Origin of the sequence: Ruegeria sp., from assembly GCF_965243365.1 — a bacterium.
In the GTDB taxonomy this organism is placed as follows: Bacteria; Pseudomonadota; Alphaproteobacteria; order Rhodobacterales; family Rhodobacteraceae; genus Ruegeria.
This window is the reverse complement of record NZ_CBDEUW010000002.1, coordinates 2,319,112-2,339,726: the sequence shown is the minus strand read 5'-3', so window position 1 is coordinate 2,339,726 and position 20,615 is coordinate 2,319,112. Positions and strand designations below refer to the sequence as shown.

Here is a 20,615-nt window from a genome sequence, read left to right as displayed (position 1 = left end):
GGTGTCTCCATCGTCGTGCATGTTGTTCATAGGAGGTGGCAGTGGAATTTGCCATGGCAAAACGTACTATTTCGTTGCCTGGGGTTGCTGCATCCAGACGTCCAATGCCTGAGCACGGGTTGGAACCGCGATGCAGGTGAAGTGGCAAAACCGATTAACACGCGCCAATCGGGTTGAAAGCTGCATCACTCGGCGATGCGGACCGGATTGCGCAAAGGTCAACATCGCCTCGATATCGTGCCATACGGTCAGCGAGAAATACAGGCGCTGATAGGCGAAAACCTCGGCATGGAGGCAAAGCGGGTCGCCCTGCGCCTGGTGTAACGCCCGTTTCGCGCGCCAAAAGAATTCGGGCGCGTGGTACCAGTTTTTCAGGGAAACACCACCGATCACCGCCAGCATCAATCCATCCTCCGCTTGTGGAGGTACGTTTGGACTAACGGGTCAGATCACCGGACGGCATCAATAAATGACTTGATGAGGTCCGGGTCTTTCAATCCGGGCGCGCTTTCCACTCCGGATGCGACGTCCACCTGCCGGGCCCCGGTCATTTTGATGGCTTCGGCCACGTTCCCCGGATTCAGCCCGCCGGATAACATCCACGGAGTACGCCAGTATTTTCGCCCCGCCAGCAACCGCCAATCAAAAGGAAGGCCGTTGCCTCCCGGTAGTTCCGAATTCTTTGGCGGCTTGGCATCAATCAGCAACTGATCTGCCGCTTCAGAATACCGGTCGATCTCTGCCAGGTCTTCAGGTTCTGCCACACCGATCGCCTTGATCACCGGCAACCCATAGCGCTGCTTGACGTCCGCTACTCGCTCAGGGCTTTCCGCACCGTGAAGTTGCAGCATATCCAGCGGCACCCCGGCAACGATCTCATCCAGTTGCGCGTTCGAAAAGTTCACCGCCAACGCAACCTTAGCCACCCCCGCCGGCACATCCGAGGCCAATGCCGCGGCTTTGGCAATCGAAGCGAAGCGTGGTGATTTAGGGAAAAAGTTAAAACCGATATAGCGCGCGCCTGCGTCAACGGCTGCGCGCACATGTTCCGGTGCGGTCAGGCCGCAGATTTTAACACTGATTTCAGCAGACATTGGGCTTAGCTGGCCTCATCCAGCAGGGCCAGAACATCGTCCTGACCTTCGTTCTGCTTTTTCTTGAGCTTCTTAACCTCACGCTCAAGCTTGCGCACTTCGCTTGTCTTGACGGTGGCATCCTTGCGATGCTTGTGCTCGCGCAGCCATTCCCACAGGAACCCGATCACCAGACCAGCGACAACCCCACCCAGAACCACGATGAACAACGGCAGTGAGGTGGACAGGTTAAAGCCCAACAGCTCGGACAAGGCATCCGGCATCAGTTTGAGTTCGACGATCTGACGATTGGCCAAAGACACCGAAACAAGGACGATTCCGAGAATCGCCAGAAATCCATATCGAAGATAGCGCATCATGAGGCTAGGCTTTACCGTTCAGGCGATCCCTTAGCAACTTGCCAGTCTTGAAGAAGGGCACACATTTTTCTTCGACCTGTACGGTCTCGCCGGTGCGTGGATTGCGGCCCACACGCGCATCGCGCTTTTTGACCGAGAACGCGCCAAAGCCGCGCAGTTCAACCCGGTCACCCCGCGACATGGCGTCGGTGACTTCCTCGAACACAGTATTCACGATCCGTTCGACATCACGCTGATAGAGATGCGGATTTTCGTCGGCGATTTTTTGAATCAATTCTGAACGGATCATGCGTGATACCCTCCCAGGCAGCCGGTGTGACAGGTCTACTGATTTGACAGTATAGGAAAAAACCCGAAAGGGGGGAACGGATACTCTGCGCACCGAGGCCCTATTTTGCCACATTCTCACGCGATTTTTTGCCGGTTACCCCGATTTCCACACTTAATGCGCGAATGATACGGTGAATAAGCTCGAAATTAGGAACATATTGATTCGCAACAAAAACGGCCCCGCGCAGATACGCGGGGCCGAAATTCTTGCTTAGGCTCTCGCCCTGGGTCAGTCGCCGGACTTCAGCGCTGCACCCAGGATATCGCCCAGCGATGCGCCCGAGTCGGACGAACCGTACTGTTCCACGGCCTCTTTCTCTTCGGCGATCTCGCGTGCCTTGATCGACAGGCCCAGACGACGGGTCTTGCTGTCAACATTAGTGACGCGGACGTCGACCTTGTCACCGACCGAGAAACGCTCGGGGCGTTGTTCGGCGCGGTCACGCGACAGGTCCGAACGACGGATGAACGACTTCATGCCTTCGTACTCGACCTCGATGCCGCCATCTTCGATCGCGGTCACTTCGACGGTGATAACAGAACCACGCTTCACGCCGCCCACGGCTTCGGCGAACTTGTCACCGCCCAGGGCTTTGATCGACAGCGAGATACGCTCTTTCTCAACGTCAACTTCCGAAACGACGGCCGAAACCATATCGCCTTTGCGATAGTTCTGGATCGCATCCTCGCCACGCTCGTCCCAGGACAGGTCGGACAGGTGAACCATGCCGTCGATGTCGCCTTCGAGGCCAATGAACAGACCGAATTCGGTGATGTTCTTGACTTCGCCTTCGACCTCGGTGCCCTCGGGGTGTGTTTCTGCAAACACTTCCCATGGGTTGCGCTGAGTCTGCTTCAGGCCCAGAGACACGCGACGCTTGGCGCCGTCGATTTCCAGAACCATGACGTCGACTTCCTGGCTGGTCGAAACGATCTTGCCGGGGTGGACGTTTTTCTTGGTCCAGGACATCTCGGATACGTGCACCAGACCTTCGACACCGGCTTCCAGCTCGACGAACGCGCCGTAGTCGGTGATGTTGGTGACGCGACCCTGATGGACCGAGCCCAGCGGGTACTTCGCAGCAACCAGATCCCATGGATCTTCCTGCAACTGCTTCATGCCCAGGCTGATGCGGTGGGTCTCTTTGTTGATCTTGATGACCTGAACCTTGATGGTTTCGCCGATCGTCAGGATCTCGGACGGGTGGTTCACACGACGCCATGCCATGTCGGTGACGTGCAGCAGGCCGTCAACGCCGCCCAGGTCAACGAATGCACCGTATTCGGTGATGTTCTTGACAACACCCTCGACGGTCTGACCTTCGGACAGGTTGCCGATAACTTCGGCACGCTGTTCGGCACGCGATTCTTCCAGGATTGCGCGACGCGAAACAACGATGTTGCCACGGCGGCGGTCCATTTTCAGAATCTGGAACGGCTGCTTCAGACCCATCAGCGGGCCAGCGTCGCGTACAGGGCGTACGTCAACTTGCGAGCCGGGCAGGAACGCAACTGCGCCACCCAGATCAACGGTGAAGCCACCTTTGACGCGACCAAAGATTGCACCTTCGACGCGCTGGTCGTCGGCATATGCTTTTTCCAGACGGTCCCATGCCTCTTCACGGCGGGCCATCTCACGTGAGATGACAGCTTCGCCACGGGCGTTTTCTGCGGCGCGCAGGTAAACTTCGACCTCGTCACCAACAGCGATTTCAGGGGCTTCGCCGGGATTTGCGAATTCTTTCAGATCAACGCGGCCTTCCATTTTGTAGCCTACGTCGATGATGGCTTGGCCGGCTTCGATCGCCAGAACCTTGCCTTTGACAACAGAACCCTCTTCGGGCGTGTCCATTTCGAAGCTTTCGTTCAGGAGGGCTTCGAATTCCTCCATGGATGCGTTAGCCATGTGGCGTTGTTTTCCTTTACATACGTTTTTGCTGGCCGAGCGGTTGTCTCCGCCGGTCTTGTTTCATGATGTCTTCAGGCGTGATCCGGTGCGCCCCTGAGCAAACAAACACAAAGGGCCGAGGTAACCCGGCCCTGCTCAGAAACGTCATCCGGACGTTGACCGCCCTTGTATCGACAGCGCGCGTATAGGCGGATTCCACTGCCAGTGCAAGGGCAAAGCCCATATTTCCAAGGCCCGGCCGGATATCGCCGGCGTCAGGTCTTGATCCTATCTAAGCCCAAACTGTCGCGTCCTTCTGCAGCATTGCCTGCTCAACCGCGTTCAGCCGCCCAATCGCAGCCGCAGGATCGTCATTTCCACCGGTTTGCTTCCAGATTTTCAAAGCCGAGGTCGGGCTCCACGGCAGGCAGGCTTGCGCCAACCACTGCCTCAAGGGCCGCGGCAGAGCATCATAGGTCTGCATCGGCGAGACCTGCCGACGACGACGTTTCAAACCACTGCGAAGATTACGGGTCGCGCCGGTTTGGCGCTGTTCTGATCTCGAATTCCTCATATTGTGATGATATTACATTTCTCATCATCAGAGACAAGGCAGATCGAACCACCGAACGAGGGGTCAGATCTCTTCGCCTTTCTTGAGCAATTCCTCAATCAGTTGCCGTTGCAAACCATCGCTGTCACCACCACCGAATTGAATCGCCCCGCCGGTGTAGGAGGTGCCATAAGTCACGGCGATGTTTATCGTCTGCGCCAAGCCGGAAATCAGTTGGTCTTTCTCCAATGTCGAAAGAGGGTGAATAAACGCTGCCCAAACTGTCCCGTTGGCAATCGCATAACGGGCGTCCAAAGCTGTATCGAAATTGGCCTGCATCATACGATACAGCTCTTCTTTCGACAGTTCATCCGCACTTCGGATAGCCACCATTGCGCGCATCCGATCCGTGCTGACGTCTGTGACAACCAAAACCGGCACGTCGGAAATCGTCAGCTGAAACCCCGGGCCAAGCGGCTGCGCCTCGGGATCGAGAGCAAACAGAATCTTGCCCAGCCGTTCGTAATCCATCGGAGGCTCAGCCTCTTGGGCGGCAAGACTTCCGGCCAGAAAAATCAGCGCAATGGCGAGGCGGATCATGGTCATTCTCCTGCAGACAATGATCCAACCATAAAAGCACAGTATTACGCTGACCAAACAAAGCTTGGTGAACTGTGTTTCCGTTCGACTTTATAGACCAGTGGGTCGCTGTGCGGTAACCAGAGCAATCGCTTTGCCCAAAGCTTCTTCGATCGACAGGTCAGAGGTATCCAGAAGAACCGCATCCTCTGCCGGTTTCATCGGGGCCGTACTGCGGTCAGCATCGCGCGCGTCGCGTTCGCGAACGTCCGCCAAAACCTGAGCACGTGTGACTTCGGCACCCTTGGCCAGAAGTTCCAGAAACCGGCGTTCGGCCCGAACTTCTGGGCTGGCGGTGACAAACAGCTTAACCTCAGCGTGCGGGCAAATCACGGTTCCAATGTCGCGCCCGTCCAGAACGGCACCCCCGGCCCGACGGGCAAAGGCACGCTGGAAATCCACCAAAGCGGCGCGAACCTCGGGGATCACCGCGACTTTTGAGGCCGCCTGAGCGATCTCGGCCGTGCGTAAATCCCCTAGTTCCAGTTCTTCTGCTGTCAGTGCCTGCGCTGCCTCGATCGCGTCCACACCATCCAGCGTGCGCCGCCCCACCGCGCGATACAAGAGCCCTGTATCCAGATGCGCAAACCCGAAATGCGCCGCAACAGCCTTTGAGATCGTGCCTTTCCCTGCAGCAGCCGGGCCGTCAATCGCTACAGTGAAACTCTGCGTCATGACCGGTCTTATCGGTTGTTTCTGACAAGCTGCGCCCCAAGGCGCGCCATCAGCGGTTCGAAGATCGGGAAAGATGTGGCAATCGGGCCGGCATCATCGACGGTCACGGGGGTCTTGGCCCCCATTCCAAGGATCATGAAGGACATGGCAATGCGATGATCCAGGAAGCTCTCGCAGGTCCCTGCGCCGGGGACATTGCCGATGCCCAGCCCCTCGACCGACCACCAGTCTTCGCCCTCATCGACAGTCACACCGTTCGCGCGCAGACCTTTGGCCATCGCGTCGATCCGGTCACTTTCTTTTACGCGCAGCTCTTTCACGCCGCCCATCATTGTAGTGCCGGTGGCGTTGGCCGCAACAACTGACAGAACCGGATATTCGTCGATCATCGAAGCCGCCCGCGCAGGCGGCACCTCGATACCTTTCATGTTGGGCGAGTATTTTGCGCGCAAATCAGCGACAGGTTCGCCGCCTTCTTCACCTTCGTTTTCATAGGTCAGGTCAGCCCCCATCTCGCGCAGCGTGGTGAATAGTCCGGCGCGGGTCGGATTCAAACCTATGCCCGGGACCAGCACATCCGAACCGGGTGTGATCAGTGCCGCGCAAACCGGAAAGGCGGCGCTGGACGGATCGCGCGGGACGGCAATGACCTGCGGCTTCAACTCTGGGCGACCGGTCAGGGTAATGACGCGGCCTTCTTCAGTGTCTTCTACAGTAATCTCGGCCCCAAAACCCGCCAGCATCCGTTCGGAGTGGTCGCGGGTGGCCTCTTTCTCAATCACAACAGTTTTGCCGGGCGCGTTAAGACCGGCCAGTAATACTGCGGATTTCACCTGTGCCGACGGCACCGGAACCTCGTAACGGACCGGAACAGGTTCTGCGGCGCCGACGATGGTCATCGGCAAGCGCCCGCCTGAACGACCCACGGACTGCGCCCCAAACAATGCCAACGGATCAGTAACCCGCGCCATCGGGCGTTTGTTCAGGCTGGCATCACCCGTAAAGGTCGCTGTGATCGGACAGGTCGCCATCGCGCCCATGATCAGCCGCACCCCGGTGCCCGAGTTGCCGCAGTCGATCACCTGATCCGGCTCGGCAAAGCCACCAACGCCAACACCATAAACTGTCCATTCTCCGCCACCGTGATCGGTCACCTCGGCCCCAAAGACGCGCATGGCTTTGGCGGTATCCAGCACATCCTCACCCTCCAGCAGTCCCGAGATTCGGGTCTCGCCCACAGCCATTGCACCCAGGATCAGCGACCGGTGCGAGATTGACTTGTCGCCGGGCACCTGTGCCGTGCCGGTCAGCGGACCGCAAGGACGTGAGGTCATCGGGATGGGCGTGCCGTGTCCGGACATGGGGGCTCCTTTTGCGCTATCAGTCTATGCCGATTAGCGAATTGGGGCCGGTTGGTCCAGCGGCAATCAGCCTTTGCGTCGGAAGGTCAGATAGTGAGGCGTGCGACCTTCGCGCAATGCCTTCTGCTCGTAGCGGGTGGAAATCCAATCATCCCACGGTTCACGCCAATCCACAGGACGCTCGGCCAGCCATTCGAAACCGGCGCGCGGCACCTCTTCCAGAGTTTGGCGCACATAGTCGGGAATATCGGTGGCCACACGGAAGATCGATCCCGGTTTCAGGGCACGCGCCAAGGGTTCAAGATGCTCGGCCGTTACAAAGCGACGGCGATGATGCCGTGTTTTGGGCCACGGGTCGGGATAGAGCAGGAAAGCCCGGGAAATGCTGGCCTCGGGCAGTACATCAAACAGATCACGGGCGTCGCCGGGATGCACAGCCAGGTTTTGAACCCCCGCCCTGCGGATTTTGCCCAGCAGCATCGCGACGCCGTTGATATACGGTTCAGCGCCGATAATCCCGATATCAGGGTTGCTGGCCGCCTGGTGCACCAGATGTTCGCCACCGCCAAAGCCGACCTCTAGCCAGACCTCTTTGCCATTAAACAGATTTTTCAGGTCCAACGGTTGGCGTTCAGGGTTGCTGTCCCAGTCAACTGCACCCGGAGACAAAGCGTCGAGGTCTTCGCTCAGATACGTCTTTTGACTCTGCTTCAAAGCTTTGCCTTTGAAACGGCCATAGAAGTTTCTGCGGGGGCGTTGGGGTGTTTGGGTGCTCATGGCCGTGGCCATACTGCGCGCGCCGATGCGTTGCAAGGGCTGGGCGTGGCCGCCATCCTGTCCCCATTGGTTTCTCGAACCAATGGCGCATCCAATGGCGGCCCCCGAAGTATTTTCAACAGAAGAAGAGGCGCCGACCACAGCGCACCCTTCGGGTTGCAGTTGGTTAGACAGCCTGTTTCAGGGCTGCGGCAAGGTCGGTCCGCTCCCAGCTGAAACCGCCATCAGCATCGGGCTCGCGGCCAAAGTGACCGTAAGCAGCGGTGCGCTGATAGATGGGTTTGTTCATTTCCAGATGTTGACGAATGCCACGCGGCGTCAGGTCCATCACCTGGCCAACGGCTTTTTCGATCTCGGCATCCGGAATCTGCCCGGTACCTTGCGTGTCAGCATAGATCGAAAGTGGCTTTGAAACGCCAATTGCATAGCTGAGCTGAATAATGCAGCGCTCGGCCATGCCTGCGGCCACAACATTCTTCGCAAGATAGCGCGCGGCATAGGCAGCCGAGCGGTCCACCTTGGTCGGGTCTTTGCCCGAGAACGCACCGCCGCCATGCGGTGCCGCCCCGCCATAAGTATCCACGATGATCTTGCGACCCGTCAGGCCCGCATCCCCGTCAGGGCCACCGATCACGAACTTTCCGGTCGGGTTCACGTGCCACTCGGTTTCTGCCGACAGCCACCCCTCGGGCAGCGTTTCACGGATATAAGGTTCAACGATCTGGCGAATATCGTCTGAACTCAACGTCTCATCCAGATGCTGGGTCGACAGCACGACCGAGCTGACCCCGACCGGTTTGCCGTCGCGATAGACAACAGACAGCTGCGACTTTGCGTCCGGGCCCAACGCAGGTTCTGTGCCGTTTTTACGCACTTCGGCCAGGCGACGCAGAATCGCGTGGGAATACTGGATCGGCGCAGGCATCAACGCGGGCGTCTCGGTCGTGGCGTAACCGAACATGATGCCCTGATCGCCAGCGCCCTCATCCTTGTTGTCCGATGCATCCACACCTTGCGCGATGTGGGCGGATTGTTCATGCAGCAGGTTCGTCACCTCAACCGTGTTGTGGTGGAACTTGTCCTGCTCGTAGCCGATATCTTTGATACAGGCGCGGGCGATTTCATCTATGCGCCCCATGTAGTCGTGCAGTTTATCCTGATCCGACAGGCCTACTTCGCCGCCGATAACCACACGGTTTGTGGTGGCAAAAGTTTCGCACGCCACGCGTGCCTCGGGTTCTTCGTTCAGAAATGCGTCAAGGACGGCATCGGAAATTCGGTCACAGACCTTGTCCGGATGCCCTTCGGAAACGGACTCCGAAGTAAATGTGTAGTTCTGTCGGGACATGAAAGTGCTCCATTAAGATTTCCCCGCCACGCCAGGAAGCCGTTGTGACAGGCATTCGAGGGGATACGCCCACAGAAAATCGGGGTCAATCGGAAATTATGCGTGACCCGATCGCAGGTTGCGCCAAAGCAGCAAAAACATCGCCAATAGACAGAGAAAGACCGGAATGTCGCCAAAACGGGAATAGGGGGTTGGCGGCAAGGGCTGCGGCAGAACAGCGTCGACGAAACCCGCCTGCCCCAAAGGAAGCGCATCGGTGATCCGGCCAAGAGGGTCGATCATCGCCGACACGCCCGTATTGGCGACCCGTACCATTGGCAGCCCCTGCTCGATCGCGCGCATCCTGGCCTGCGCAAGATGCTGATAGGGGCCAGAGCGGGTTCCAAACCAGGCATCGTTCGTGATCTGCAGCAAGAAGTCCGAGCGGTCCGGTGCGGCCAGAACGTCCTGCGGGAACACGGCTTCGTAACAGATCAACGGCAAAGCCTTGCCCAGTTTCCCAACGTCCAGATTTGCCGCCCCGGGACCAGCGCTGAAGCCGTGACCGGTAGTCGATGCCAATCCCGCGATCCCGAATTGTTCCAGCACCCCTCCAAAAGGCACATATTCGCCAAAAGGCGCCAGATGGTGTTTGTCATATAGCCCGGCCTGACGCCCTTGTTCGTCCAGATACACCATCGAATTGTAGATACGCAGCCCCTCTGCCCTTTGGATACCAAGAATTACCGGCGTCCCCTGGGCGGCATCGGCGATGGCCTCAAGATAGGGTTGAGCACTGTCCAGCCATGCAGGCACAGCTGTCTCCGGCCAGACAATCAGGTCTGGGCGCGGCTCGATCGCCGTGAACTCGATCTGACGGGCGAAGAACAGCGGTGCGTAATCCGGATCCCATTTCTGGTGTTGGGGCGCGTTGGGTTGAACCAGTCTGACGATATGTTCCGTCTCAGACACCGGCGGCCGGGTCGTTGCATAAAACCCGGCGATGCCCGTAACGCAAATCGCACCGATGGCGGGCAAGGCCAGTCCTCTTGCCGTTCTGCGTTCCGCAAGCGCCGCGCCCAATGGCAAAGTCACGGCCAGTGTCAATGCCCCCAAACCGAACGGGCCGATCAGCGACAACGCCTGAGCAATTGCAGCGTCGACCCAGACCTGAGAAATCCCGGCCCAGGGGAAGCCCGTCAGCACATACCCCCGCGCAAACTCGGCCACAGACAAGGACAGGGCCAAAAACACGGCCTGACGAAGCGGATCGGTCTTCGGTCTACGCGCGATCCAGAACGCCCAACTCCAGAACAGGGCGAGACCACCAGCCAAAAAGACCAGGGCGAAGGGGGCCATCCAGGCATGGCGCGCGGCATCCACTTGAAAAGGTTCAATAATCCAGCTAAGCGCGTTGGCAAGATAACCTGTCGCAAACAGCCATCCCAGCCACGCGGCCCGAAGACGCGTTTCGCAGGCTAAGAAAAGCGGTGCGATTAGGACCAGCCCGACAATCGTGGCCACCCAAAATCCGTAGGGAGCCAACCCAAACGCCGCAATTACACCCAGCACTGCACCCAGCACAAGCCTCAGCCAGAATGGCCAACCCTGCGCTGGGTTCATGTAACGAGGTCCGGCAGCATAACGCGCAACCGCTTGATACGGCGTGGATCGGCATCCATGACTTCAAACTCGGGGCCCTCAGGGTGCAAAACCACCTCGCCGCGAGCCGGGACCCGGCCAGAAAGCATGAAGACGAGACCGCCCAGAGTGTCGATTTCTTCTTCGTCCACGTCTTCGTGGCTGGTCAGAGAACGCCCGATCTCTGCCTCGAATTCTTCAAGTGGGACACGTGCCTGAACGATATAACAGCCGGGTTTTTCGTGCACCCACAGCTGGTCCTCATCGGCGTCGTGCTCATCAGCGATCTCGCCTACCACCTGTTCGATCAGGTCCTCAATCGTCAGCAACCCGTCGACGCCGCCATATTCATCAATCACCAAAGCCATGTGCCTGCGTTCGGTCTGCATTTTGGTCAGCAGGACTCCGATCGGCATCGAAGGGGGGACAAACAGCAACGTGCGCAGCATCGATTGCAGGTCAAACTCGGCCTCGCCCCCATTGAACCCATGGGTCAGCGCAAAATCCTTCAGGTGGACAAAACCCAGCGGGGTATCCAACGTGCCGTCATAGACTGGTATCCGTGACAGGCCGCTGTCCCGAAAAACTTTCGCCAGTTCATCCTTGGAGATTGTCAGAGGGGCTGAAACGATTTCCGCCGTAGGTATGGCCACATCTTCTACCCGCATTCGGCGCAGGTTGATCATGCCGCGTGATTGCGGGGCTATTGCCGATTGGCCGTTTACCGTGTCCGGCTCTTCCTCGCCGGGAGGTGAAAACGCATCGATGATGCGGGAAAAAAATCCGCCTTTTTCGTCTATTGCCGTGTTGCTGTCCTGAGGTTGCGCGCCGTGCGCCGCCCTAGAACTGCCGTCTGTATCGCCCATTTCTCTGTTCCAGTTGATCGAGCCCGAGGACCCACATTAATCATTATATGGGTCATCAATACCCATTTTGCCAAGTATCTCGACCTCGATCCGCTCCATTAAAGTGGCGTCGGGGTCACGGATGTGATCATAGCCCAACAGGTGCAACGTACCATGAACGATCAAATGTGTGACGTGATCACCCATGTTTTTGCCCGCAGCAGCCGCTTCGCGGACGCAAGTGTCGTAGGATATTGCGATGTCACCCAACGCAATCTCACCCGTGAAATCCGGCGTCGCCGGATGGGGCGTCCCCCCTGCTTCGTCTGGGGACAAATCCTTGGCAGGCCAGCTTAGCACATTGGTCGGGGTCGGTTTCTCGCGGAATTCAGTATTCAGTTCCGCGATGCGGTTGTCGTCACAGCCCAGCAGGCTGACCTCGCAAATCTCTTTGTTCAGGCCACAATGATCCAGAACAGCAGAAATGGCTGCATGCGACAGCACATCCAGCCCCTGCCAGCGGTCGTCTTCGATGGTGATCTCAAGGTTCATGACATTTCACACAAAGGCCCGGCGCGGGCCTTCGGTTTTCAGCCTGCTTCACGGCCCGCATCGGCCTCATACGCTTCGATAATCGCGGCGACAAGCGGGTGACGTACGACATCCTTGGAAGTGAAATAGTTGAAGCTGATGTTGGGGATCGTCTTCAAAAGACGCTCTGCGTCCTTCAAGCCAGACTGCACGCCACGCGGCAGGTCGACCTGGGACCGGTCGCCGGTGATGACCATGCGGCTGCCCTCGCCCAGACGGGTCAGGAACATTTTCATCTGCATCGTCGTGGCGTTTTGGGCCTCGTCAAGAACCACAAAGGCGTTGGCCAATGTACGCCCACGCATAAAGGCCAGCGGGGCGATTTCGATCCGTTTTTCCTCGATCAGTTTGGCCAGCTGTTTTCCCGGAAGAAAATCATTCAGCGCATCATAGAGCGGCTGCATATAAGGATCGACTTTATCCTTCATGTCGCCGGGCAGATACCCAAGCTTTTCGCCAGCTTCGACCGCCGGGCGGCTCAGGATGATGCGATCCACGTGGCCACCAATAAACATCGAGACACCAACGGCCACCGCCAGATAGGTCTTGCCCGTCCCCGCCGGACCGATTCCAAACGCAAGCTCGTTCTGGAACAGCGACTGAACATAGGCTTTTTGCGCATCCGTGCGCGGCTCTACCAGTTTCTTGCGGGTCTTGATCTCGACCGTGCCGCCCTTGAACATTTCAAGCTGATCACCGTCACGCGCGCCGGTCCCAACCTCGGAATTTCCCATCCGCAGCTCCCGGTCCACGTCGGCGGCCTCAACGTCCCGCCCCCCTTCAAGACGGGTATAGAGTGCCTGCAGAACTTCGACCGCCTGCTTCTGGGCATCCTCTTCGCCCATCACGACAAGCTGGTTGCCGCGCCGTACGATCTGGACGGTCAGTTTCTGTTCGATCTCGGCGAGATTGCGATCGTACTCGCCGCACAGATCAATCAACAATCGGTTGTCTGGAAATTCAACAAGTGCCTCGCGCTGGGGCATGTCGTCTTGCGGTGGGGTCAGGGCACCGATGGCCAATCCGTTCTCCTGTCTTGGCGTTTCATCTTGAGCGTGACAACAAATTCTGGTCGGCGCAAGGCGCAGATTCAAATTTTCCCAAACCAATTGCAATTGCGCCCGCAGATCATCCCAAATCCGGGAAATGCAAGCGGGAAACAGTAAATATCAGGGAAGTTTCAGAAGGTGTAATTCAGCCCAAACCTGACCCCGGTAAAGCTTGGGGTGGATTTGGTTGAAAAGCCCGAGCCAAAGTCAACGACTTTCGATTCGAACTGCACATATTCAATTTCACCAGTGATCGACCACCGATCATTCAATCGATGTTCGGCACCCAAGCTGGCTGAATATCCGTTGCGCCGATCCGATTCTTGAAACCGTGAAAGCGGTCCGCCCCCCGGCAGAGTCGCCTGTGTGCCAATGTCGCCGGTGACATATCCCAAGGTGGCAAAATATAGAACACTGCGGCTGCGATTGCTGATGCCGCTACGAAGGCGAACAGAGAATACATCCGAGATTGAGGATTCGGCCTGAACAGGGATTCCCGTCACCCGAGTTGAAGCACTGTCTTCGAGTGTTCCGAAATCATAACCGACCTCAAGGCCATAAACATAGTCACGGCCGCCCCGCGCAGGCAAAACGCCACGCCATCCGCCGCGAATACCTCCGTATCCACCGCTAGGCTCCAATTCGCCAATCGGAAACAGCCCGCCCGGCGTGCGAAGCCCAAACTCATCGTCGCCCCCGCCACCATAGCCGCCGCTGAGTCCTAAATAGAATGCGCTGGCATCACGTGGTTGTTGCTGCGGAGCGATGACGTCCGGTTCTGTCACATTGCCTACAACATCCCCTGCCAGGGTCGGGACTGCACTGAAAACGGCAAAGGCAGCTGCGCTGAAAAAGCGAGACAAACTACTTCTTTGTAACACAGTCGAACTCACCACACGCGCTCCCAATCGCATGGATCCGCAACGCAGATCCGGGCAGATTCCCCACACATCAAATTATTCTCCCGTGAAAAATCTGGCCTCTCTCGGAACATAATTCCAAGTGATAAATCAAGGGTTAATTTCCTGAAAACTCGTCAGATATGACGACCAACCACCTGATCAGATCAACTCACCCGCGAGTGAGTTTGCGCCCGAGCCGGTGATCTTCACGGCCCGCAGATCACCTGTCGCGACATCGGCATTTGTCACGTGAACCGCGTGAAGATACTCGGATTTTCCGACCATTTGTCCGGCCAGACGCCCTGGTTTTTCGAATAGAACGCGCACAGTACGACCGACCATCGAATCCTGAATTTCGCGCTGATGCTGTGTAATCATTGCTTGCAAACGTTGTAGACGGTCATCTGCCACTTCGGGTTCGACCTGTGGCCGTTCTGCCGCAGGTGTGCCGGGTCGCGTGGAATACTTGAACGAATACGCATACCCGTATTTGACCTGCTCGACCAAATTCAAAGTGGCTTGAAAATCCTCATCTGTCTCTTCAGGAAAACCAACGATGAAGTCCCCGGACATAAGGATATCCGGCCGCGCTTCACGGATTCGTTCGATCAAACGCAGATAACTTTCCGCCGTATGGCTGCGGTTCATCCGCTTCAAAATCCGATCCGAACCCGACTGAACCGGCAGGTGCAGATAGGGCATCAGCTTGTCACAGGTACCGTGTGCCTCGATCAGATCGTCACTCATGTCATTGGGGTGCGAAGTGGTAAAGCGGATACGCTCCAATCCGTCGATCTTGTTCAGTTCCCAGATCAAACCAGCCAGCGTCATGTCGCCATTAGGACCAGCGCCATGATAAGCGTTGACGTTTTGACCCAACAGAGTGATTTCCCGCACGCCGCGTTCGACCAGATCCTGCGCTTCATGAATGATGCGATCTGCCGGACGGCTGACTTCGGCCCCACGAGTATAGGGCACCACGCAGAAGGCACAGAACTTGTCGCACCCCTCCTGTACGGTCAAAAACGCGGTCGGACCACGCTTGGCTTTTGGCCGGTTTTTCAATTTCTCGAACTTATCCTCCTCGGGAAAGTCCGTATCCAGCGCCTTTTCGCCCTCGCGTGTCTTCGCCTCCATCTCAGGCAAACGGTGATAGCTCTGCGGCCCGACCACCAGGTCGACCAGAGGCTGACGGCGCATGATCTCTTCGCCCTCGGCTTGGGCAACACAGCCGGCAACCCCGATTTTCAGATCCGGCTTCTCGGCCTTTAACCCCTTAAACCGACCCAGTTCCGAATAGACCTTTTCGGCCGCTTTTTCCCGAATATGGCAGGTGTTCAGCAAGATCATGTCCGCGTCATCCGCCGATTTGGCTTCGACATAGCCCTGCCCGCCCAGCGCTTCCGCCATGCGTTCGCTGTCATAAACATTCATCTGACAGCCATAAGTCTTGATAAACAGCTTTTTGGGTTCGGACATGAGACGGGCCTTTGCAGTCGCTGGATCGGCGTCATCTATATGCTTCGAACGCCGCTTGCAATGCCGGCGCAATTACCCGAATTTGACGCCCAATTCCAGCAATGCGGCAGCAATTCAGACGATGCAGTACGAATCCGTAGATCAGTTTCTCAAAAGTGGCCAGGCGGCACTGGCCAAAGGGCCAGTCGCATTGATCTTTGCCGAAGATAACGTCGAACTGAACAGCACGCTGCGTCACCACCTTAAGCTGGGGTTCCGGTCGGTCATCGCATTTATGCCGCAAGGTTTCGAGATAGACGCAGACCTAGAAAGTGACATTCATCGCGTCACATTCACCTGCGCGCCCCGATCAGTGGTTTTTGACACGATCAATCAAATTGGTCAGGCCGCGCCGGGGCTGTGGACGTACTACTGCTACAATGCGGAATACCTGTTTTTCCCTTTCTGCGAAACGCGCAGTGTAGGCGAGATGCTGGCGTTCCACACCGAAGAACGGCGCCCCGCCATGCTGACCCATGTGGTCGATCTGTATGCCGACGATCTGACCACTTTCCCAAACGGAGTCTCGCCAGACCGTGCGATGCTGGACCGAACTGGTTATTATGCTCACACACGGCACGACGCGACGGGTCAGCCAATTGACAGACAGCTTGACATGTCCGGCGGTCTGCGCTGGCGGTTCGAGGATCATATCCCGTATGAGCGCCGCCGCATCGACCGCATTGCCCTGTTCAAATCCCGCAAGGGCCTGACCTTACTGCCCGATCACAGTTTCAACGAGCCCGAGTACAATACCTATGCCTGCCCGTGGCACCATAATCTGACCGCCGCAATCTGCTCGTTCCGCGCAGCCAAAGCGCTAAAAACAAATGCAGGATCAACCTTCGACATCCCCAGCTTCCGCTGGCGCAATTCAGTCGAATTCCAATGGACCTCACGCCAATTGCTCGACCTTGGCCTGATGGAACCGGGCCAATGGTTCTGACCCGCTCTTCTTCTGTTCAAAAATACCTCGGGGGAGTCGCGGCTTGCCGCGGCGGGGGCAGAGCCCCCTTTCACTGACATGACACTAAAGGGTCAATGGCACCAAAACCATTCAGGCCTTCCTGCGTAGACGGATCACTACGTCGACCGACGCGATCTCGACCCCTTCGGGGGCATCCGGCAGTTGCTGGATCACCAACTGATCAGAGGGAGCATCGCTCAGTCGCCCCTCATCTTCCCAAAAGAAATGCGGGTGATCATGGGTGTTGGTGTCGAAGTAGCTTTTCGAACCATCCACGGTGATCTCCTGCAACACGCCTGCTTCGCAGAAAGCGCGCAGAGTATTGTACACCGTCGCCAGCGAAACGGCGTCGCCGTTGCGCTTTGCAGATTCGAACAGACTCTCAGCGGTCACATGGCGATGACGTCCGTCGCCCACCAACAACTCAGCCAGCGCCAGCCGCTGGCGCGTAGGGCGTAAACCGGCATCGACCAGCCAGCTTGTCGCGATATCTCGGCTCTGAGGTGTCATGAATCCGATACCTGTTATTGCTGACTTTATATATAGGGGCGCATGGTTGGTAATTTCAAATGAAATTCATTCGCAAAGACACATGTAGACAAACACAAAGAATGTCGCGTGCACAACATGATATGCGCGCTGCTCTTGCAGGACCTTGCATGCGGGTGCTAGACGAGGCCAGATATAACGAACGAACCCCTGGCAGGAGAGGCGGCAGAATGGCCCAATTCCCGAGCAGCTTTGACAAAGATGATCTGCTGAAATGCGCCCGTGGCGAATTGTTCGGCCCCGGCAATGCGCAGCTGCCCGCCCCGCCGATGCTGATGATGGACAGGATCACCGATATCTCAGGTGATGGCGGCGCCCATGGCAAAGGCCACGTGGTCGCCGAATTCGATATCACGCCGGACTTGTGGTTCTTTGACTGTCATTTCCCTGGCAACCCGATCATGCCCGGATGCCTTGGCCTTGACGGTTTGTGGCAATTGACCGGTTTCAACCTGGGCTGGCGCGGCTGGCAAGGGCGCGGCTATGCACTCGGCGTGGGTGAAGTCAAACTGACCGGGATGGTTCGCCCCGACCGCAAGATGCTGACATATTACGTAGACTTCACCAAAGCTGTGCAAACCCGCCGCCTGACCATGGGTGTGGCGGATGGCCGGGTCGAAGCGGACGGTGAAGTAATCTATCAGGTCAAGGACATGAAGGTTGCATTGTCCGAAAGCTGACCCCAGCTTTCGAACAAGGAACTGAACCAGGGAATACAGGAGTACGCTTATGCGTCGCGTCGTCGTCACCGGTCTGGGGGTCGTTTCCTCCATCGGGAACAATGCCGAAGAGGTCTTGGCCTCACTCAAAGCAGGTAAATCCGGGATCGAGGCCAATGAGCAGATGGTCGAACACGGCTTCCGCAGCCAGATCGCCGGATCGCTCAAGATCGACGTGGCCGAGCATGTGGACAAGCGCACGTTGCGCTTCATGGGACCGGGTGCGGCCTACGCGCATATCGCCATGAGCCAGGCCATTGCCGATTCCGGCCTGACCGAAGATCAGGTCGTCAACCCGCGCACCGGTCTTGTGGCCGGATCAGGTGGTCCGTCCACAAGCGCCATGCTGACCGCGCACCAGACCGTACTGAAAAACGGCGCGACCAAGCGGATCGGGCCGTTTGCGGTACCGAAATGCATGTGCTCGACCATTTCGGCAAACCTGGCGACCGCGTTCAAGATCAAGGGCATCAACTATTCGATCACCTCGGCCTGCTCGACCTCCCTGCACTGCATCGGCAACGCGGCGGAACAGATCATGCTGGGTAAGCAGGACGTGATGTTCGCAGGCGGCGGTGAAGAGCTCGACTGGACGCTCTCCTGCCTGTTTGATGCGATGGGGGCGATGTCGTCCAAATACAACGACACGCCCGAGAAAGCCTCGCGCGCATTTGATGAACACCGCGACGGATTCGTGATCTCCGGCGGGGGTGGCATTGTCGTGCTGGAAGAGCTGGAGCACGCTCTGGCCCGTGGTGCCAAAATCTATGCCGAGGTGACCGGCTACGCCGCAACCTCAGACGGCCACGACATGGTGGCCCCGTCTGGCGAGGGCGGCGAGCGTGCGATGCGTCTGGCGTTGTCCACGCTGCCCGAAGGCCGCAAGGTCGGCTATATCAACGCCCATGGCACGTCGACCCCGGTCGGCGATGTGGGCGAGGTCGAAGCCGTGCGCCGCATATTCGGCGAGGGCAGCGTGCCACCGATTTCCTCGACCAAATCGATGACAGGCCACGCACAAGGCGCGGCTGGCGCGCTTGAGGCGATCTTCTGTCTGCTGATGCTGGACAATGACTTTATTACTCCGTCGATCAATGTCGACACACTAGCCGAAGGCATCCTGCCCGGTGAGATTGCAACGCAAGTAGTTGAAAACGCAGGGCTGGACAGCGTGATGACCAACAGCTTCGGCTTTGGCGGCACCAACGGGTCCATGATTCTGTCGAAGTATAACGGGTGACTGTGATGTCGGATTCTCTTAAAGGTAAACGCGGCCTGATCATGGGCGTGGCTAATGACCGCTCAATCGCGTGGGGCATTGCCAAAGCCATGCACGAGGCAGGCGCAGAACTGGCATTCACCTATCAGGGCGAGGCCTTCGGCAAACGGCTTGAACCGCTGGCCCAAAGCCTGGGCAGCGATTTTATGGTCGATGCGGATGTGACCGACGATGCATCGCTGGACCGTGCCTTTGGCGAACTGGCCGAACGCTGGCCCACAATTGATTTTGTGGTCCACGCCATCGCTTATTCGGACAAGTCCGAACTGACCGGCCGGTTCCTGAACACGACACGGGCGAATTTCAAGCACTCGCTGGATGTCTCGGCCTACTCGTTTATCGAAGTTGCGCGTCGCGCATATCCGATGATGCAGGAAAACGGCGGCACGCTGCTGACGCTGACCTATCAGGGCTCGAACAAGGTTGTGCCGAACTATAACGTGATGGGTGTGGCCAAGGCCGCACTGGAATCGGCGACCCGTTATCTGGCAAATGATCTGGGTCCCGAAGGTATCCGCGTAAACGCCATCTCACCCGGCCCGATGAAGACGCTGGCAGGGGCGGCTATTGGCGGCGCGCGCAAAACCTACAAGTTCTGTGATCAGAACGCCCCCATGCGCTCGAATGCGACGCTTGAGGCTGTCGGGGGCACCGCTGTTTACCTGGCTTCGGATGCCGGGGCCTTTACTTCGGGTGAGATCATCCGGGTCGATGGCGGTTATCACATCCTCGGAATGCCGCAACCCGAATCGATGTGACCATAACATTCCCTGCCGTCGCCAAGATTTCACCATTATTGCGCGGCAGGGATTGGGTTATGAGCAAAGTTGACCACATCCTTGTAAACAGCGGGCGTACACCGCGATCCAAATTGACGCGGGGCCTTAAAGGCAATCGCCCACGCATGTTGCTGGTGTCGCTGATTGCCCTGCTGACCGCATTCATTTTCTTTACTCAGCCTGAGGTTAGCCGGGCAACACAATCATTGATCGGCAGCTTACCCGGCTTCTGATCAACAGATCAGTTGATCGCGACGATTTCGAAATCAAACACCAGATCCTGCCCCGCAAGTGGGTGATTTGCATCCAGTGTGACGGTGGCTTCATTTGCACCAACAACGGTTACGGGGATGGCCTGTCCTTCTGGTGTTTGCATCTGCAGTTGCGTGCCTGGTTCAAGCGGGATGTCGTCTGGGATACCTTCGCGTGGAATTTCCTGCCGCATACCTGGATTGATCGGGCCATAGGCATCAGCGCAGGCAATCTCGACCTTTTTCTTTTCGCCCAGTTCCATTCCCGGTAGCGCGGCATCCAGACCCGGGATGATCTGACCCGAACCCACCACAAACTCCAGCGGGTCGCGCCCTTCGGAACTGTCGAACACTTTGCCGTCCAACAATGTCCCTGTGTAGTGAATGCGAACGGTGTCGCCTTGTTTGATAGCGGTCATGGTGGCCTCCGGCCTCAAGGGGTTGAACGGCGCAGCCTAGGGTCTGACACGGTATTGTAAACCCTTGGCCCTTTAACCTGCTGGACCATTGTGTTTACCTGCG

General features: G+C 57.6%; 24 protein-coding genes and 1 riboswitch. Of the genes, 5 read left to right on the top strand and 19 right to left on the bottom strand.

Features of this window, described 5'->3' with window-relative positions; genetic code table 11:
• Positions 1-66: 66 nt before the first annotated feature.
• From ACP0GE_RS15335 to miaB, 17 genes are all read right to left on the bottom strand, one after another.
• On the bottom strand, positions 67-402 hold the full coding sequence (locus ACP0GE_RS15335; RefSeq protein ID WP_424832781.1) for a hypothetical protein: 336 nt from the start codon (positions 400-402) through the stop codon (positions 67-69).
• Between the two features lie 47 nt (positions 403-449).
• On the bottom strand, positions 450-1,094 hold the full coding sequence (locus ACP0GE_RS15330; protein ID WP_424832780.1) for a phosphoribosylanthranilate isomerase: 645 nt from the start codon (positions 1,092-1,094) through the stop codon (positions 450-452).
• Positions 1,095-1,099: 5 nt separating this feature from the next.
• The gene (locus ACP0GE_RS15325) at positions 1,100-1,450 is read right to left on the bottom strand and encodes a lipopolysaccharide assembly protein LapA domain-containing protein (protein ID WP_424833858.1); all 351 of its coding nucleotides are present in this window, start codon (positions 1,448-1,450) and stop codon (positions 1,100-1,102) included.
• Positions 1,451-1,457: 7 nt separating this feature from the next.
• Positions 1,458-1,742, bottom strand: coding sequence for an integration host factor subunit beta (gene ihfB / locus ACP0GE_RS15320; RefSeq protein ID WP_008758048.1), 285 nt, complete (start codon positions 1,740-1,742; stop codon positions 1,458-1,460).
• Between the two features lie 270 nt (positions 1,743-2,012).
• Complete coding sequence (gene rpsA, locus ACP0GE_RS15315) at positions 2,013-3,689, bottom strand: 30S ribosomal protein S1 (RefSeq protein WP_039532111.1); 1,677 nt, start codon at positions 3,687-3,689, stop codon at positions 2,013-2,015.
• 274 nt (positions 3,690-3,963) lie between these two features.
• Positions 3,964-4,155, bottom strand: a complete 192-nt coding sequence (locus tag ACP0GE_RS15310) for a DUF6525 family protein (RefSeq protein WP_424832779.1) — start codon at positions 4,153-4,155, stop codon at positions 3,964-3,966.
• Positions 4,156-4,308: 153 nt separating this feature from the next.
• Positions 4,309-4,824, bottom strand: a complete 516-nt coding sequence (locus tag ACP0GE_RS15305; RefSeq protein ID WP_424832778.1) for a hypothetical protein — start codon at positions 4,822-4,824, stop codon at positions 4,309-4,311.
• A 90-nt stretch (positions 4,825-4,914) separates the two neighbouring features.
• Positions 4,915-5,538, bottom strand: coding sequence for a (d)CMP kinase (locus ACP0GE_RS15300; protein ID WP_424832777.1), 624 nt, complete (start codon positions 5,536-5,538; stop codon positions 4,915-4,917).
• Between the two features lie 8 nt (positions 5,539-5,546).
• Positions 5,547-6,899 carry a 3-phosphoshikimate 1-carboxyvinyltransferase gene (gene aroA / locus ACP0GE_RS15295; protein WP_424832776.1) on the bottom strand — a complete coding sequence of 451 codons (1,353 nt, stop codon included), beginning with the start codon at positions 6,897-6,899 and terminating at the stop codon, positions 5,547-5,549.
• 66 nt (positions 6,900-6,965) lie between these two features.
• Positions 6,966-7,676: a tRNA (guanosine(46)-N7)-methyltransferase TrmB gene (gene trmB, locus ACP0GE_RS15290; RefSeq protein WP_424832775.1), complete on the bottom strand. Its 711-nt coding sequence runs from the start codon at positions 7,674-7,676 to the stop codon at positions 6,966-6,968.
• 166 nt (positions 7,677-7,842) lie between these two features.
• Entirely contained in the window at positions 7,843-9,024 is a 1,182-nt protein-coding gene (metK, locus tag ACP0GE_RS15285; protein WP_424832774.1) for a methionine adenosyltransferase, read from the bottom strand.
• 5 nt (positions 9,025-9,029) lie between these two features.
• Positions 9,030-9,078: riboswitch (SAM-SAH riboswitch) on the bottom strand.
• 42 nt (positions 9,079-9,120) lie between these two features.
• The gene (gene lnt / locus ACP0GE_RS15280; RefSeq protein ID WP_424832773.1) at positions 9,121-10,626 is read right to left on the bottom strand and encodes an apolipoprotein N-acyltransferase; all 1,506 of its coding nucleotides are present in this window, start codon (positions 10,624-10,626) and stop codon (positions 9,121-9,123) included.
• A complete protein-coding gene (locus tag ACP0GE_RS15275) occupies positions 10,623-11,510 on the bottom strand; it encodes a hemolysin family protein (protein WP_424832772.1) in 888 nt (295 codons plus the stop codon). Before ACP0GE_RS15275 ends, lnt begins: the two co-directional genes overlap by 4 nt.
• Positions 11,511-11,546: 36 nt before the next feature.
• Positions 11,547-12,041, bottom strand: coding sequence for an rRNA maturation RNase YbeY (gene ybeY / locus ACP0GE_RS15270; RefSeq protein ID WP_424832771.1), 495 nt, complete (start codon positions 12,039-12,041; stop codon positions 11,547-11,549).
• 38 nt (positions 12,042-12,079) lie between these two features.
• Positions 12,080-13,102 (bottom strand): PhoH family protein, encoded by a 1,023-nt coding sequence (locus tag ACP0GE_RS15265; protein ID WP_424832770.1) that lies wholly within the window; start codon positions 13,100-13,102, stop codon positions 12,080-12,082.
• Between the two features lie 158 nt (positions 13,103-13,260).
• Positions 13,261-13,992: an outer membrane protein gene (locus ACP0GE_RS15260; protein WP_424832769.1), complete on the bottom strand. Its 732-nt coding sequence runs from the start codon at positions 13,990-13,992 to the stop codon at positions 13,261-13,263.
• 198 nt (positions 13,993-14,190) lie between these two features.
• A complete protein-coding gene (gene miaB / locus ACP0GE_RS15255) occupies positions 14,191-15,510 on the bottom strand; it encodes a tRNA (N6-isopentenyl adenosine(37)-C2)-methylthiotransferase MiaB (protein WP_424832768.1) in 1,320 nt (439 codons plus the stop codon).
• Between the two features lie 121 nt (positions 15,511-15,631).
• Between miaB and ACP0GE_RS15250 the strand changes: the two genes are divergently transcribed.
• Complete coding sequence (locus ACP0GE_RS15250; RefSeq protein WP_424832767.1) at positions 15,632-16,495, top strand: hypothetical protein; 864 nt, start codon at positions 15,632-15,634, stop codon at positions 16,493-16,495.
• A 111-nt stretch (positions 16,496-16,606) separates the two neighbouring features.
• On the opposite strand, the gene irrA is transcribed toward ACP0GE_RS15250, so the two are convergent.
• Positions 16,607-17,026 carry an iron response transcriptional regulator IrrA gene (gene irrA / locus ACP0GE_RS15245; RefSeq protein WP_424832766.1) on the bottom strand — a complete coding sequence of 140 codons (420 nt, stop codon included), beginning with the start codon at positions 17,024-17,026 and terminating at the stop codon, positions 16,607-16,609.
• Between the two features lie 209 nt (positions 17,027-17,235).
• Here irrA and fabA point away from each other — a divergent pair, with 209 nt between their 5' ends.
• From fabA to ACP0GE_RS15225, 4 genes are read left to right on the top strand one after another with little or no spacing between them, the layout of a single operon-like run.
• Positions 17,236-17,745, top strand: coding sequence for a bifunctional 3-hydroxydecanoyl-ACP dehydratase/trans-2-decenoyl-ACP isomerase (gene fabA / locus ACP0GE_RS15240; protein WP_093964585.1), 510 nt, complete (start codon positions 17,236-17,238; stop codon positions 17,743-17,745).
• A 49-nt stretch (positions 17,746-17,794) separates the two neighbouring features.
• Positions 17,795-19,024 (top strand): beta-ketoacyl-ACP synthase I, encoded by a 1,230-nt coding sequence (fabB, locus tag ACP0GE_RS15235; protein WP_424832765.1) that lies wholly within the window; start codon positions 17,795-17,797, stop codon positions 19,022-19,024.
• 5 nt (positions 19,025-19,029) lie between these two features.
• Positions 19,030-19,821 carry an enoyl-ACP reductase FabI gene (locus tag ACP0GE_RS15230; RefSeq protein ID WP_424832764.1) on the top strand — a complete coding sequence of 264 codons (792 nt, stop codon included), beginning with the start codon at positions 19,030-19,032 and terminating at the stop codon, positions 19,819-19,821.
• Between the two features lie 59 nt (positions 19,822-19,880).
• Positions 19,881-20,075 carry a hypothetical protein gene (locus tag ACP0GE_RS15225; RefSeq protein WP_424832763.1) on the top strand — a complete coding sequence of 65 codons (195 nt, stop codon included), beginning with the start codon at positions 19,881-19,883 and terminating at the stop codon, positions 20,073-20,075.
• Between the two features lie 8 nt (positions 20,076-20,083).
• On the opposite strand, the gene ACP0GE_RS15220 is transcribed toward ACP0GE_RS15225, so the two are convergent.
• The gene (locus ACP0GE_RS15220; protein WP_424832762.1) at positions 20,084-20,512 is read right to left on the bottom strand and encodes an FKBP-type peptidyl-prolyl cis-trans isomerase; all 429 of its coding nucleotides are present in this window, start codon (positions 20,510-20,512) and stop codon (positions 20,084-20,086) included.
• Positions 20,513-20,615 lie beyond the last annotated feature (103 nt).